The sequence below is a fragment of the Peribacillus sedimenti genome (assembly GCF_046237635.1).
In the GTDB taxonomy this organism is placed as follows: Bacteria; Bacillota; Bacilli; order Bacillales; family DSM-1321; genus Peribacillus; species Peribacillus sedimenti.
Genome location: NZ_CP143547.1, coordinates 3,105,207 through 3,120,056, shown reverse-complemented (window position 1 = coordinate 3,120,056; position 14,850 = coordinate 3,105,207). Strand labels below are relative to the sequence as shown.

The following is a 14,850-nucleotide window of genomic DNA, read 5'->3' as shown; positions in this document are numbered from 1 at the left end:
AATGAAAGGACATGGAGATGAATACTGAACAACAAATCAACGCTTTCTCTTTAAAAGAGAAAGCAGTATCATTTTTACAACTCGTAGCATCGGGGAAAGTTCGTGAAGCATATGTAAAATACATAGGTGAGGGATTTAGCCATCACAATCCCTTTTTCCCTGGCGATGCGGATTCGCTCATGCTCGCAATGGAAGAGAATGCAGCCAAGAATCCCCTTAAGATATTTGAGGTGAAACTGGCTATTGAAGAGAACGATATAGTGGCCGTACACTCTTATGTGAAACAAAATCCTGAGGATCTTGGAGCGGCTGTTGTCCATATCTTCCGATTCCAAGATGAACAGATTATTGAGTTATGGGATTTAGGTCAACCCATTCAAGAGGATTCTCCCAATCAGAATGGCATGTTTTAATGAACAATAATTAAATGGATGACACAAACAACGCAGGGTTTTTTTAAATCGAGACACCGATTTATGGAAGTTTAACGGGCAGCATTCTTCTTGCTGGAACACGTCTTTCTTATTATTGAAACTGTACGCATGTTTAAACAAAAAGGCACTTTTTCATACGGAATAATAATTCAAATTTCCAAGATTATTATGATCAAATCACAAGAGGAGAATAACTTTCTGAATAGTTAATGACAGAAAAATAAGATGAAATAACAAGAGTTGCCAATCGGCAGCTTTTTCTTATTACATTCAGATACTAATGTTTAAGGTAAATGGAGAGTGTTATATGGAGATCATTATTGGATTGGTTATAATGCTATTTATTCTGTTCATCATTTTTTCTTTTTTATCAATAGGAAAAGAATTAAAGAAACTAAATAGATCAAACCAGAAGATCGTTGAGTTATTAAAAGAAATAAAAGAGAAGCCGTTTCACTAGGCGGACGACCGAAGCCACTTATTTGATAATCTTTATTTTATGAAGAAAAAAATATCAGGGATTAAGTTTGACCCTAGGAAAAAGTTTTATGAGGAGACTTTGAATGTATTACTGATAGATGGAAGAAGTGATAAGATAAAGTAGAAATTATCAAGAATGAAAGAAGTGTTGGTTTTTGATTAAATATAAATGCCTCCATCATGTAAGTCTTAATGTTACAGATTTGGAAAGAGCGAAGGAATTTTATGGTGAAATTCTATGCTTAAAAGAAATACAGCGTCCCGATTTTGATTTTCCTGGTGCCTGGTATGAAATAGAGGGACGCCAACTTCATTTGCTAGTGGATCCCTCTTCACAGACGATTCGCAAGGATAAAAGGTTATCCAGCAGGGAAGGCCACTTTGCTCTTAGAGTCGAGAGCTACTATGACACTCTTGAATGGTTAAAGGAAAATGAAGTGGAAATCCTTGAAAAACCATACGGAAAAAGCGGATTCGCTCAAATTTTCTGTGCCGACCCAGATGGTAACTTGATTGAATTGAATGTTGATCAAGGAGATCTTTAAGTAAGTGAAAATATAGGCTGCCATTACTGGCGGCTTTTCTTATATATAAAAAACATACTGAGGAGCTTAATATAAGCGAAATGTTATGTATTTAACCACTAGGTTGTTTTAATCAAGCGAACTGGGTCCTTGTAAGTATTGGGTAATGAAAAAATGTCCAACATAAAAAGAATTTCCCGGAAAAAGGAAGACTGTATTTTTTATAATAACACCCCCTTCGAGAGAGAATACGATGGTATTGGTTCCGAGAAGTATGGGACCTGAGATAAACGACAATGGAGGAGAGAATCTAATGACTGCAATGAAAGAAGAACTTAAGCAACAGCTTAGTGTACTTACAGCTCGCAGGGATCGGATACAGAAGAATCTATATGAGGTCGAGAAAGAAATCACTGAAATCACTAAGAAGATGTCCAAGCTGAAGAAATAACCAAAACTATTCCCTGATATTGTTTTACTAAAGGAAGTATTATGGGTTTTTATCCAGGAAGGGTTTTTCTTTAACGGGGAAGTTTAGGACTGACGAGGCACGAAAAACTGTTCGGAAACAGCTCTGTTGCTACCAGAATAAGCTTCGCAGGTGTCTTATGGTCCTGATTTCTTTCAAATAGCCAATTTGCGAATGTTGGACAGTAGGTTGACCTTTGCCGGCGGTGTCATGATTGCAGCCAGTTATTGGGCCTTGCTGTCACCGACGATTGAAATGTCGGATGGTCATATTGAAGCATGGTGTTTGACGGCCTTTGGATTTTTTTTACGATCTATTTTTATTGAGTGTTAATAAGGTTATATGCCTTCAGCATCCCAACGGCACGTTAGCCTTATGCCTTAAGTTTTGCAGCTGGAGCCATGATGTTTGTGGCAGCAGAAGAAATCATCACTGACTCACAAGAAAATGGTCATAAGGATTTAGCCACCATTAGTTTGATAGTTGGATTCTGGATGTGGCATTAAGGGTTATATATTTAATTTAGCGACCATTGAAATAATGGTCGCTTTTTTTAAACGACTTCGTTCATTTGAATAAACGAATTTACATTGAAATAAAAATATGTCATTTGGATATATATCAAAGCAAATTAAAAATTTTAGAACAAAAATGACTTGGGACTAAGAAAATATCGGTTATTACCATAACAAGTAATGTTCACAATTTACATTTACCATCTCTAAGGATACGGGACGGCTTTTTGGCAGCCTTTTTCTATACACAACCAAAGGTTTAGGTTAGCTTCCCGGAAGAATATTATCTTAATAGTCAGCTTAGTTCCAATTAGCTGCTCATCTTTTGCATTGGAAACCATCAATGTAAATACTATTTCATAACTTGCTATTTTTGATTTTTCTATTTGCTAGCCTATTATGAAAAGAAGGATTTTTGTGGTAAATAGTTGAAAAATATAAGTGTTTTGTATTTAGCAGATCCTTTATTCGTACGTGAATTGGAGGTAAGTATACATATGTCCTTGAGTAAATCTTATAAAACTTGTTGGAAAGCAAGACTTCGAGATATTAAAATACCCGAAGATTATGAGCATATTGCTGATCTCTTTAACATGATTGAGCCTGGTTCCGCAACAGCTCAATCGCTTGAAGCAGAAGATAAGCAAATGCCTGCCACATCTAATCTGAAAAGAAATGAAGATGGTCTCTTGGTCGGTTTTGGGAGAACACGAATCATAGCTGAGAATGAAGAAGGGCAAATAATTGGTTATGGTGCCTCTTATCGTGCTCCCTGGGTGAATCCTGGCCAGCTCGCAAGTATCTTCTGTGTTCACCCTCATTTTCGCGGGAAAGGAGTAGGGGAAATGATTTTATTTCATATTGAAAATTGGGCTAACGAGCATCAAGCGTCTGTATTATCATCTATCCTAATGGATTGGATTGATGCCTCACTTCCTTTTGCTCAAAAGCGTGGCTTTTTGTTGGATGCCCACATATTTGATTTAGTATTAGATCTCAATCTATTTGACCCTGCAGAATATGTGGATACGGCAGCCCAGGCATCAAAGTTAGGTATAAAGTTTATTACTTTAGCTGACATGCCAGGAGAGGAGTCAGAACGTAAATTATATGAATTGTGTGTAGAAACATCAGAAGATAATCCTGGTCAGTATGATAGTCTTCCTCCTTTTGCACAATGGCGAAAAGATTTTTTCCCAGAAAACTCTTCACGAAATGACTGGGTTTTCATCGCTGTCGACGGTGAGCGTTTCGTCGGGGTTACACAATTATTCAGCACTGAAGATGCCGGTGTGCTTTATACGAACTATACAGGCGTAGATAAAGAATATCGAGGCCATGGAATCGCGAAGGCATTAAAATCAATCTCGATCGAGGCAGCAATAAATGAAGGGGCACATACCATGACTACTGATTCGGAAGAAAGTAACGCTCCTATGCAATATATTAATAGAAGTTTCGGTTATATTCCCGGACAAGGTCACTACCGAATCGTCAAACAATTAAAAATGTGACCATAACACGTTTCTGCGTATTTTAAGGAACCTAAGAGAGCGAATGTTGTGAGTAGAGTCGTCTTTAGGCGGACTTTCTTATTACTTCACCTGTGCAGGCTGGTTTGCAATATTACTTAAGAATTTAAAGAGAAATAGGAGGAACCCAGGGTGGAAATGAAATATCCAATAGGTCAATTTCAAATTCATGGTGAGATTACTGACAGTGTTACAAATGATTGGATAAATGAAATCGAAGACTTACCAAGATTAGTACGTGATGCTGTAAAAGACTTACATCATGAACAGCTAGATACACCCTATCGTGAGGGAGGGTGGACTGTCCGACAAGTAGTACATCATCTTGCAGATAGTCATATGAATGCCTATGTTCGCTTTAAATTGGCTCTTACGGAAGAAAAACCTGTAATTAAGCCATATTACGAAGAGAGGTGGGCGGAGCTTCCTGATTATGAACTCCCAATTGATATTTCACTATCACTGCTAGAAGCATTGCATAAACGCTGGACTAACCTGTTGCGAAGCCTGGCTCCCGTTGAGATGAAAAAGACATTCGTACATCCGGATTCAGGTGAAGTTTCAGTAGATAAAAATATAGGAATATACGCTTGGCATGGCCGGCATCATCTTGCGCATATTACATCTTTGTGTAACCGTAAGGGATGGTAAGGTAAATTCTTTTATTGAAAAAGCGGATAAGGCGAACCTAGACATTACGACCTAAAAACAAAATGTGCAATAAAATAGTGCAAACACACTAAGAAACGCTCCTGTTGGCGTTGCTTAGTGTGTAATCTAATCTATTTTATTTATCTATTCGCTCGGTTAAATGGTATTGTTGATTTTATTGTTCAACTAGAGGGGCAGGTTACTTGAATAAGGTAATCAAAAAAATGTTACCAATATAGAAGAGGTGAGCATAGATGAGTAAAGGTGAGCAGAGTACAAAGTTAGATTTAGAACGTATTATTTTTATTGGGAGAACCTATGAAGAATATTTGGATATGTTCTTACTTTCAAAAGAAGAATTAGAGGGAAAAAAAATACTCGATTGCCCAGCAGGAGCTTGTTCGTTTACTGCTGTCGGTAACAAATTAGGTTTAGGTATAACAGCTTGTGATATTGCATACTTTCATTCCGGTGAAGATCTAAAAAATAAAGGTCTTCAAGATATTGAACACACGATGGAGCGTATGGAAAATGCGAAAAACAATTTTGAATGGGATTATTTTAATGATATAGAAGGTCTTAGAAAACATCGTTTAAGTGCCTTACAAGAGTGTGCCAATGATATGAAGAACTCAAGTGAACGATACATTCCTGTTACTTTGCCTTCTTTGCCATTTAAGACTGCAGAATTTGATCTTCTTCTTTCTGCACATTTTCTATTCACGTATTCCGATAGATTAGATTATCAATTCCACATAGAAACGATAAATGAGTTATTAAGGGTTACAAAAGAAGAAATTCGTATCTTTCCTTTAGTTGATTTAGAAGGAAAGCGATATGAGCATTTAGATAAAATAATAAGTGATATTGCTGTTAATGGTTGTACAGTCGAAGAAGTTAAAGTACCTTATGAATTTCAAACAAATGCTAACTCGATGTTAAAAATAAAAAAAGGGTAATAAAGAGAGGGACAACGTGGAGGCGTTGCCCCTTGTTTTTTCCTTGGTGAACTAAAGAGATCGTTGATCCAAGAAGGATTTACGGCCTTTTTTATTGAATTCCTCTCATTTAACAAACGGGGGCAGATTAGTGGAAGAAGCGAATTAGCACTTTGCAGATAGGTACGGAAAGGGATTAAGAGAAAACTAACCGAAGGGATAACGTATTTTTTTATCCCATAATTAAGACCACCTTTCTTCCCCTGTCCTCTGCCAAAGATAAAAAAGTCCATCATTACTAGTGGATACAGACGAATTCAGAGTAGATGAACCACCTCCATAGGACTCAAAAAAAGGTGTGCCTTTGAGGAATCGCACCCTCGTATCTTTAGACATAAGTAAGGGTGCTTTTTGTATCTAATGTTGCAAAAAAATCCCATCTAGTTTGCAAGGGATTTGAGTTTGTCAAGACAGCGTTTTAGCCAGATTCAAAAATTATCGATCTTTCATGAAAATTCAGTGAACATATATGAGTTTTCTGTATTTCTGTTATGCCATCCATTATACTTGTAAAGAGAATCTAATGTGCAACAGTACATAACCCTAAGGAGAACATACTATGCTGAATTCAGATTTGGATATACGCTTAGAGCCACGTATTAAGGAATTATATCGATTACATAAGGAACGCTCTGCCAATATTGACTGGAGCTATCACGAATTCATTCCGTGGGACAAGGCCATGTCATTTAAGCGGGTTCCCTGGGATAAAAGCCAGGTCACCCTTCCGGAAGGAGTCATTGTAGCGATTGAGACGGCATTGCTGACAGAAGTGAACCTGCCTTGGTATACGTCGCATCTGGATTATACGTTCAAAAATTCCATGGAAGTGATCAATGACTTCGTACGCACGTGGACAGCGGAGGAAGACCAACACTCCAATCTGCTTGAAACATACTTGCTTGTAACGAGGAATGTCGACCCGATCAGGTTACACCAGCTCCGTAAGCGGATCGTGGAGAACGGCTGGTTCCCGGATTTCACGAATCCGCTGGCTACCATGGCGTATACGACCTTGCAAGAACTGGCCACGCTCGTATTCTACAACAATGTGGCGAGGGTCGCGAGTCCTCATGACAAGGACCTGGCGACATTGCTGAGGAGACTGGCAAAGGACGAAGCCCTCCATTATGCGTTCTACCGGGACACTGTAAAGGCACACCTGGAGCTTGATCCGAATTTCATCGTGTTTTTCGAAGACGTCATCCTCCATTTCTCCATGCCGGGTGCCGTGATGCCAGACTTCAACGAACGGATGAAGACCATTGCCATTGACGCCAATTACGGGCCGCTGCAATATTTCGACCAGGTCCTCGATGTAATTGTGACGTATTGGGATATTGCCAACTTGAAGCCTACAAGTGAAGAAGCGAAAGAATCACAGGCGAATATCTTGAAATATCACGGGCGTCTGAAAAGAATCAAGGAACGCCAGCTGGCAAAAAAATAAAAGGAATGGATGGATCAATGGAAACGACATGTGTATTATGCGGGAAGGGAACAAAGGACAGGGTCAGTTACCTGGAGCTGGAAGCGTGGGAATTTGAATTTGTGCAGGCAGGGAAACAAGATTTTTACAATGTTTGTTTCGATTGTTTTGACACGCATACCAATCAATTCATTGACCAAGATATGGACCTTGAATTGAGAAAAAAACGCTCCATGCTGGTGAAAAAAGAAATCCAGGAAGAAATCGAGGCCATTCTCGACTTGGATAAATAATAAAGACGTAAGAAAAGGCAGCACGACGATTATCTGTAGATAATTCCGAATGCTGCCTTTTTGACGTATTATTCTATTTCTTCCGTCAGCCATTCCTTGTGGAAACGCACTTTAGATATCATGGAAAAAAAATGAGCAAGCCGAGCTTCGAAACCTGGTTAAAAAATACTAAAGTTCATAGGCTTCAAAGAGTTATATTTACGGTCACGGCTCCAAATGAGTTCGCCCGAGACTTGTTGCAAGAAAGGTTCTCTACTCAGATTTCCTGAGTCTTGTTCGATTTGACCGGGAAGGACTTTGCGTGAAATTCCTTATGGCCCCAAAATGCAGTGAAGCAGCAGGCAAAAGCGACGCCTCGCCAAGATCAAGAAGAAGGTAACCTGCAAACCCATTCTTCGGAGCATAAAATTATTACCCATTTTCAAAAGGGCAATCTTGACTTTACAAAGTCTGAAACGAGCAAGCAGATTCTTCCGGCAAAAAAAGAATTTCTAATAGGTTAAACAATAAGTTAATCGCCTCTAACGGGTGTAAAAGTGTAAGGCTTCAGACCAGTTTTTTGCAATTTTCTTGTTGCACTAAAGGGGCAGGATAGTTGAAGAATGCTAGTTGAAAGATGTGTAAAAAGGCAATATCAAAATGCGTTCAAACCTTATTAGGAACCAATTCTTACTTTGGGTTTGCGGGCAACTTCCGGATTACCCAGAGATTCAATACAAGCAAGAAAAAAAGGATGGGATAGGCGATGGCAGAATATTGCAGTTTCCAGCCATGATAATAGAACAATATCGTTTTTCTCACCATCCATTCAAACAATAAACATAGTCCAGAACAGAACAGTATGTATAGAGCCTGCTTCCGTTTTGATCTAACATGTGGAAAAAAATTCAAGTACAGAATGTTTGCGGCAGGGTAGACGACTATAAACACAGGGATATACCAAAGATCCACTCCTTTGAAAAAAAAGCCGTACAAATCCCACTTTAAATCCAAATACATATCGGCCATCGCGGCGAGGAAGGTCGCAAAATAGGAGGTGACATACATCTCACCGTAACTGATTCGTTTCGGCATAAAGATGATGACTACAACCAGGACGACGCAAATAACGGCAAACGACCATGCGGTTATCACTTGATTATGGACGTTCATCCTGCATCTCCCCTATTAGTAGTTTTCGCTCTGCCTTTTAAACACCCCTGTAATAAGATCAAGCGTGGGCAAAAGAAATGGTTTGACCAACGCCGCATGCCATAACTCCATCATGCTATGGCTAGGTATGGGATGAATTCACTATATAGTCTCGGTTCACTTTTGAATGTAAAGACTGTGAAGAATGTTCCTCAAGAGTAATCGAATCCCTAAAAAGAATGCGATGAATCCTCCAACCGAATATGTATGTTTCCAATGATCCAACTCAAAAAGTTCAAACTTATCGAATAAAGGCTCTACTACATAAGCAAAAATGGCTGCCAGAGCTATTGAACCAAGTATAAACGAAATGGGGGTTTTGAAGTATTGGTATAGAAGCATGGCGGAAATCGGTATGACTATGACATCTGCTGGTATCAGGGGAGGAATCATGTTAACCAGTTTGTCTGGATACGCCCAAAGGCTGAATTCCACCCCCGCTGTATCAAGTACGCACGCGGCTACACTGCATAACAAGCCATAGCTGAATATTTCCAAGAAATGGTTACGCTCTTTATCAACCAATTTCCACCAAACAAACAAAAGGGCGATGGTAGTGGTTAATAAAAACCACCACTGTGGACTAAAAAGGTCATCTTGATGCCAGTGCTCCTGAGACATGCGGGCATACATTTCCCTGGCACGTTGTACATGTTCGTAAGGGACTATGTTATATACCATGAAATACCTCATGATTGTGACGTCTGCTGCTGCAAGTCCTCAAGGATTACATTCTACTTTGGCCAAAGATAATGCCAGATGTTCTTTCAGTATATTTGATACCGTTTCAGCCTGATTTTTTTCGCAAGTCACAATGAGGATGACCTCAGAGTATTTGTTGTTTTTCAAAACGTTAACGAGTTTATCTTTGTTTTGCCATCTGTACTCAACTAGTTCAATGAGGAGACCGAGAATGATGCCACTTGCCCCTCCAATCAATCCCCAGTATATAGGACCCAAATCCCATTCAAAACCCTTGCTTGCCAAGATCGTTGAAAAAACGGTGGCCAGTACAAATCCCTTGTCCAATAAGGAACGGCCATCTGAATGATCGATGGAATCGATGATCTTAGGTCCATCTTTTATACGTTTTAGAGGCACCGCAAAGATATCGCTAATCCCATTGCTCTGTAATTTCGCAATTCCAAGTTCGAGCTTTCGGGAATGTTCGAATGTGGCATAGATCTGCACTTACTCCACCACCTTCCCTTTTAACATTTTGAAGTCGGGATCCTGAAAGTTTTTCGTAAGAAAGGTGCTCTGCTCTTTGTCAAACAATTTATTCATTTCAACAGTGTTGATGTACGCATCATACACCGTATAGAAATAGAAAGAAGGGAGGAAGAGCAGCCACTGCATATCCAATACGTTGGTAGACCTTCTTATATCGCCCTGTATCAAATAGACGAACGCTTCCATGAAATGCGAATAGTAGACCACGACGATGGTCCAGCTTAGTGTAAAAAAACCTTGTAATAGCCTGTGCTGATAAATCTGGCCTAAACTAGGAACACCCAGTGACCATAGAAGGGCGAGGACAGGGCTGCGTTTATCCAGATAATTGATCCCAATGGACTCTATTGTATATTTCCTGATTGGAGAATTCTCCCGTTCGCTCAGTTTGAATTCATCATTCAAATCTACAGCTGTACGGTAACTGTCCCAGATCCCAAAGAAATATACGGGCATATAAAGAAGCAATAGTTTTACATTAATCACTTCTTTTGCTGCCTCTATATCTCCCATGAATGAATAAACCATGCCTGCATTCACTTTCGAATATTGATTGATGAAAAATTCCCACATAACTAAGACAAGACCGTGAAAATACTTTCCTAAGAGTAGGTGTCCAAAACCTGGGAATGCCACTGACCACCAAGCGATCAGATACGGATTTCTTAAATGTAGCACAGGCGTATCAAGAAGCCCCAAATAGTTTCGGGGAAGTCGTGTACTTGTGTTTCTCACTGCCATGGGATCACCCCGTTATTAACTTTGACCTAAGAATTGATGTAGCTCGCTGGATGGAGGAATTAAAAAGGCCTATATAGGTACATGTTTCCCAAAATCAAACTTGCTATGTAAATTAAGGATGTGATTGCAAAAAAAGCGGTGATTTCTTCCAAGCAGTCAAAACCAAAGAACCGCACTCCTTTTCAAGAAACCCATGATGAACGGATCTGCGAAACAGATTTTTTTACACTTATTTCACTCGGTAACACAAAGATATCTTTATGATTTACGGGTGCTTGAGTTTGAACGGAGCGTCATTAAGACAGCTTTTGCTGTTCTACTAAAGGGGCGGTTTAGTTGAAGAAGCTTGCACTAATAACAGGTGCATAAGTTCAGAGGTAGTTATATCATTTAACAATCCTTAACTTGGGATGAATTTTACTTAATGGGGTGCGTCATATGAACCATTGGTGGCTGTTGCCGCCTTTTTGCGTCATGTACAAATCAAAAAAGAGATATTAACATGACAAAATAATTTGCTATGATTCCGGTTATTATAACAATATTACAAGATGAAAGGGTGAATATTTATGGATATACAGCATGCCCCTCATCTAACATCCTCTGAAATAGCATATCTATGGGGTTTAAAACAAGCTGATAGTATGCATATATGTGTATTTCTATATTTTCTTCAACATGTGGATTTGTGTGGAAGCTAAAGAAAGATTAATGTGGAGCGTCGCTCTACCTGGCTTTGGGCAATTACTTAATGGCAAATACCTTAAGGGGATTGTTTTTATTCTATTAGAAGTAATCATCAATGTCATGTCTAATTTTAATGAGGTCATTTATTATAGTTTTAATGGTGAAATAGAAAAATCTATTCACGTAGCTAATTATCAATGGCTCATGTTCTACCCTTGTATATGCAATATGGGATGCATTCAAGGATTCTGGAGGAGGTAGAGCACCTTACTCCTACCTTCCTTTCGTATTATCCGCTTACTTTGTAACCGTAGGAATTATGTTTTCTGAAAGAATTGAAATGTTTGGAATGTTATTGGGGATTGTGTGGTTCCCGATGTTATGTGTTATTCCTGGAGTAGGATTAGGGTTATTTCTAAAAAGAATATTGCCAGTTAAATAGTCAAGAAACTAAATTAACTTGAAAATGTAAAGCAGTTCTCTATAGAGGTGTTAGTTCAAGAAAAAAGAATTTTGTTCCACCCTCATATATCTTGGATACGAGGCATATTTAACGCCCGATCTTTACATAATAATTAAAAATATAAAAGGGAATGACATCATTGAGAGATCTTCTTAATCTATTGCCAAGTTTACCTTTTGAAATTAAATTATATTAATCACCAAAAGTCTAATTCAACTTTAAAGGATTTAATACTATCTCCTTAAAGTGGCAATAATACTCGGGGAGGTGAAGATATTATGAATACGGAAAAATTGAAACTTACATCTTCTGAAATTGGTTCTTTGTGGGGTGAGTATGTTAATGGGACTGCCACAGATGTAGTAAATAGATATATGTTCTCAATTATTGAAGATGAAGCAATAAAAGCCGTTTTTAAGGATGCTATACAGACATTCGAAAATCAGAAGCAACAAATTAAGACTTTTATGGAGAATGAAGGATTTCCAGTTCCAATTGGTTTTAATGAAACCGACCTGTTTTTAGGAAAACAGAGATTGTTTACAGATGCATTCTGCCTGAATTATTTAAACATAATGACTATACATGGATTATTAGGGCATAGTACATCATTAAGCATTTCTGTTAGAAAAGACTTACGAGATTTTTTTGACTCATGCGTTAGTGATGCAAAAAAAATGTATCATCAAACTACTGAGTTATTACTTGAAAAAGGACTTTTCCAAAGAGACCCGTTATATTATGCATATGAACAGCCTCAATTCATTACAAGCCAAGATTTTAAAGACGGCTATTTTGGTAAGGGCCGAACACTTTCAGCGACAGAAATCATTAGTATTTCTTTAAACCTGAGAAAAAGTATTATGGCAAAAACCCTTTCTATTGCATTCAGTCAGGTGGCACAATCGAAGGAAGTTAGAAAATTTTTAACCGACTCCGGGAAAACTGCTGATGGACAAATAAAAGCTTTAGCAAAGATAATGCAAGCGGATAACCTCCCAGTTCCGAAATCTTTAGAAACGGAAGTTTCAATGTCAACTGACTCTCCATTTTCTGATAAATTAATGATGTATCATATGGGGTTTTTGTTTCAAGCTGCACAAAATTATCATGGGGCCGGTCTTGCTTCATCCATGAGAACAGATCTTGTGACCACATATGAGTCAACCATTTTACAAAATCTTAAGGTTACAAAAGAATGGTTTGATATTATGGTCAAAAATAGATGGTTAGAACAACCACCACTTGCACCTAATAGGTCTGAAATTGCAAAACAGATATAATTATAAATGCCCTTCCATATAGGTCAGGCATTTTAACAGCAAATCATTTTTCACTAATCTGCACCGTGTGTGACTGGAGGTAACTGCTTCTCAGGCATACTGGAGAACATTGAGGCTGTTATGTTTATGGGTCCAGTCCAATGGATTTATGTTCCGGTTCTGAAATACGTTATTGAATTTTGTCATGATGGTGTTATAACAATAGGATGGATATGAGGTGTTATAAACTAACTTGTGCTTTCGTATTATATAGTTCAGCCAGAACTTTCTGGTTGAACTTTTTTTATTTGAATTTAATCTATCAGTAGCCAGGGTAGAACGTACGGGTGCGTGGGAGAGAATCCCGTCAACTAAACTGTTCACCCCCTACTTGTAGAAATATGTTTGAGGCTGGTTGGGACTTCGATCTCGTATAACAAGCGAAGCTATAATACTACTTGTAGATACTAGGGGTTACTGGTGAATAGACTAGAGGAGGAGAAAGAATGAACCCAGTTGTGGGTATAGATGTAGCCAAAGGAGAGAGTGAAATTCAGGCTTTTTTAGATAAAGGAAAGCCTTATGGAAAGAATTTTTCAATTAAGCATAATCGTGAAGAATTAGATGGGTTTGTAAGTTTCTTAGGGGAAATTAAATCACTGATAGGTCAGATGCCAGTGGTCATATTGGAATCAACGGGACATTATCATACTCCCATTATTCAATGCTTAGAAGAGAGCGATTTACTTTATATTCTGTTGAATCCAATCATTTCTCATCAAGCAAAGAAATCCAGTTTAAGAAAAGTAAAAACAGATGCTTTGGATGCCTATCAGTTATGTGTCCTTTATTACAAAGAGGACTTTGAACCTTATAAATTGAGGGGGATACAGCTGTTGAACCTTCGTAATCTATCTAGACAACAGGAAATTATGACGAAGATGTATGTGGAAGCAAAACTGCAATTTCATACGATTTTAGATCAGACTTTTCCTGATTACAGAAAGGTATTTGGAAATCTTTTTTCGAAAGTGTCTTTATCGATATTAAGAGAATATCCAGCTTCGGAGAAGATTCTAGAGACTGATGAAGAGGAACTGGCAGAACGAATAAAAGGTTATTGTCCAACTCGTTCTATTCAGTGGGCAAGAGAGAAAGCAAGGAAATTGATACATTCAGCTTCTCATAATCCTTATCAAAAAGTGATGTATCAAAGTCATCTTATCAATCTTAATATGTATATAGACATCCTATTTCCACTACCAAGGACACCTTTCTGATTTAGAGAGCCAAATGGTCTCCCTGGCAAATGAAATAGAAGAATATAAGATTATCCAATCAATCCCTGGGATTGGTGAAAAAATCGCTGCCACGATTATTTCCGAAATCGGTGAAATTGATAGGTTTAATCACCCTAAAAAATTAGTTGCCTACGCTGGAATAGATCCCACAGTGTCCATTCATCTGGAAAGTTTATAGCTACGGCGAATCGCATAACTAAACGAGGTTCCAGCAGGCTAAGGCACAGTCTATATCTAGATGTTTTATATGGAATAAGAAGTTCCAGAAATAAAAGGCTCAAAGAGTTCTACGACAAGAAACGAGTAGAAGGAAAACCCTCGAAAGTGGCGATTGTCGCTTGTATCAATAAACTTCTTCATTGGATTTATGCTTTATTAAAAAGGAAAGAACATTTCCTGGATATAGCCTAAAAATACTTTTTAACCACATAAAGAAAAACCTTCCATATATGATCTGGAGGGTTATTTGGTATGCCGACAATAGTATAGCATATAAAAATTAATGTTTGAGAGAAAGATATTGACAACCTATTAGCTGGTTTAGCGATAAAATTACTTTTCCTTTTTAAGGAAGCGGAAGTTGCAAGGCAATAGATGCAGACAATCGGAAAAACAGGCAAATAAGTAGCTAGATATATCTGACCTCC

At 38.2% G+C, this 14,850-nt stretch carries 15 protein-coding genes and 3 pseudogenes; 14 read left to right on the top strand and 4 right to left on the bottom strand.

Annotated elements, in window-relative coordinates; all coding sequences use genetic code 11:
• The first annotated feature begins 17 nt into the window (after positions 1-17).
• From V1500_RS15445 to V1500_RS15400, 10 genes and pseudogenes are all read left to right on the top strand, one after another.
• Complete coding sequence (locus V1500_RS15445; protein ID WP_409300557.1) at positions 18-413, top strand: nuclear transport factor 2 family protein; 396 nt, start codon at positions 18-20, stop codon at positions 411-413.
• 656 nt (positions 414-1,069) lie between these two features.
• Positions 1,070-1,459 (top strand): VOC family protein, encoded by a 390-nt coding sequence (locus V1500_RS15440; RefSeq protein WP_409300556.1) that lies wholly within the window; start codon positions 1,070-1,072, stop codon positions 1,457-1,459.
• 292 nt (positions 1,460-1,751) lie between these two features.
• Positions 1,752-1,889: a hypothetical protein gene (locus tag V1500_RS15435; protein WP_409300554.1), complete on the top strand. Its 138-nt coding sequence runs from the start codon at positions 1,752-1,754 to the stop codon at positions 1,887-1,889.
• A gap of 389 nt (positions 1,890-2,278) precedes the next feature.
• Positions 2,279-2,413, top strand: a pseudogene (locus V1500_RS15430) (ZIP family metal transporter); the annotation flags it as partial.
• Positions 2,414-2,919: 506 nt separating this feature from the next.
• On the top strand, positions 2,920-3,936 hold the full coding sequence (locus V1500_RS15425; protein WP_409300552.1) for a GNAT family N-acetyltransferase: 1,017 nt from the start codon (positions 2,920-2,922) through the stop codon (positions 3,934-3,936).
• A 156-nt stretch (positions 3,937-4,092) separates the two neighbouring features.
• Positions 4,093-4,605 carry a YfiT family bacillithiol transferase gene (locus V1500_RS15420; protein ID WP_409306010.1) on the top strand — a complete coding sequence of 171 codons (513 nt, stop codon included), beginning with the start codon at positions 4,093-4,095 and terminating at the stop codon, positions 4,603-4,605.
• A 254-nt stretch (positions 4,606-4,859) separates the two neighbouring features.
• Positions 4,860-5,564 carry an SAM-dependent methyltransferase gene (locus tag V1500_RS15415; protein WP_409300550.1) on the top strand — a complete coding sequence of 235 codons (705 nt, stop codon included), beginning with the start codon at positions 4,860-4,862 and terminating at the stop codon, positions 5,562-5,564.
• Between the two features lie 598 nt (positions 5,565-6,162).
• Positions 6,163-7,053 (top strand): acyl-ACP desaturase, encoded by an 891-nt coding sequence (locus V1500_RS15410; protein WP_409300548.1) that lies wholly within the window; start codon positions 6,163-6,165, stop codon positions 7,051-7,053.
• Between the two features lie 17 nt (positions 7,054-7,070).
• Complete coding sequence (locus tag V1500_RS15405) at positions 7,071-7,325, top strand: hypothetical protein (protein WP_409300546.1); 255 nt, start codon at positions 7,071-7,073, stop codon at positions 7,323-7,325.
• Positions 7,326-7,456: 131 nt separating this feature from the next.
• Positions 7,457-7,594: a DnaA N-terminal domain-containing protein gene (locus tag V1500_RS15400; protein WP_409300544.1), complete on the top strand. Its 138-nt coding sequence runs from the start codon at positions 7,457-7,459 to the stop codon at positions 7,592-7,594.
• Positions 7,595-7,994: 400 nt separating this feature from the next.
• Here V1500_RS15400 and V1500_RS15395 read toward each other — a convergent pair whose 3' ends face one another.
• The 4 genes from V1500_RS15395 to V1500_RS15380 all read right to left on the bottom strand — a co-directional run bounded on the left by V1500_RS15395 (position 7,995) and on the right by V1500_RS15380 (position 10,490).
• Complete coding sequence (locus tag V1500_RS15395) at positions 7,995-8,477, bottom strand: CBO0543 family protein (protein ID WP_409300543.1); 483 nt, start codon at positions 8,475-8,477, stop codon at positions 7,995-7,997.
• 156 nt (positions 8,478-8,633) lie between these two features.
• A complete protein-coding gene (locus V1500_RS15390) occupies positions 8,634-9,197 on the bottom strand; it encodes a CBO0543 family protein (RefSeq protein WP_409300541.1) in 564 nt (187 codons plus the stop codon).
• A 39-nt stretch (positions 9,198-9,236) separates the two neighbouring features.
• On the bottom strand, positions 9,237-9,707 hold the full coding sequence (locus V1500_RS15385) for a hypothetical protein (RefSeq protein ID WP_409300540.1): 471 nt from the start codon (positions 9,705-9,707) through the stop codon (positions 9,237-9,239).
• A complete protein-coding gene (locus V1500_RS15380) occupies positions 9,708-10,490 on the bottom strand; it encodes a hypothetical protein (RefSeq protein ID WP_409300539.1) in 783 nt (260 codons plus the stop codon).
• Positions 10,491-11,059: 569 nt separating this feature from the next.
• Between V1500_RS15380 and V1500_RS15375 the strand changes: the two genes are divergently transcribed.
• The 4 genes and pseudogenes from V1500_RS15375 to V1500_RS15360 all read left to right on the top strand — a co-directional run bounded on the left by V1500_RS15375 (position 11,060) and on the right by V1500_RS15360 (position 14,614).
• Entirely contained in the window at positions 11,060-11,191 is a 132-nt protein-coding gene (locus tag V1500_RS15375) for a DUF3231 family protein (RefSeq protein WP_409300537.1), read from the top strand.
• Positions 11,169-11,619: pseudogene (locus V1500_RS15370) on the top strand (hypothetical protein). Before V1500_RS15375 ends, V1500_RS15370 begins: the two are co-directional and overlap by 23 nt.
• A gap of 299 nt (positions 11,620-11,918) precedes the next feature.
• Entirely contained in the window at positions 11,919-12,923 is a 1,005-nt protein-coding gene (locus V1500_RS15365; RefSeq protein WP_409300535.1) for a DUF3231 family protein, read from the top strand.
• 485 nt (positions 12,924-13,408) lie between these two features.
• Positions 13,409-14,614: pseudogene (locus V1500_RS15360) on the top strand (IS110 family transposase).
• Positions 14,615-14,850: the final 236 nt, after the last annotated feature.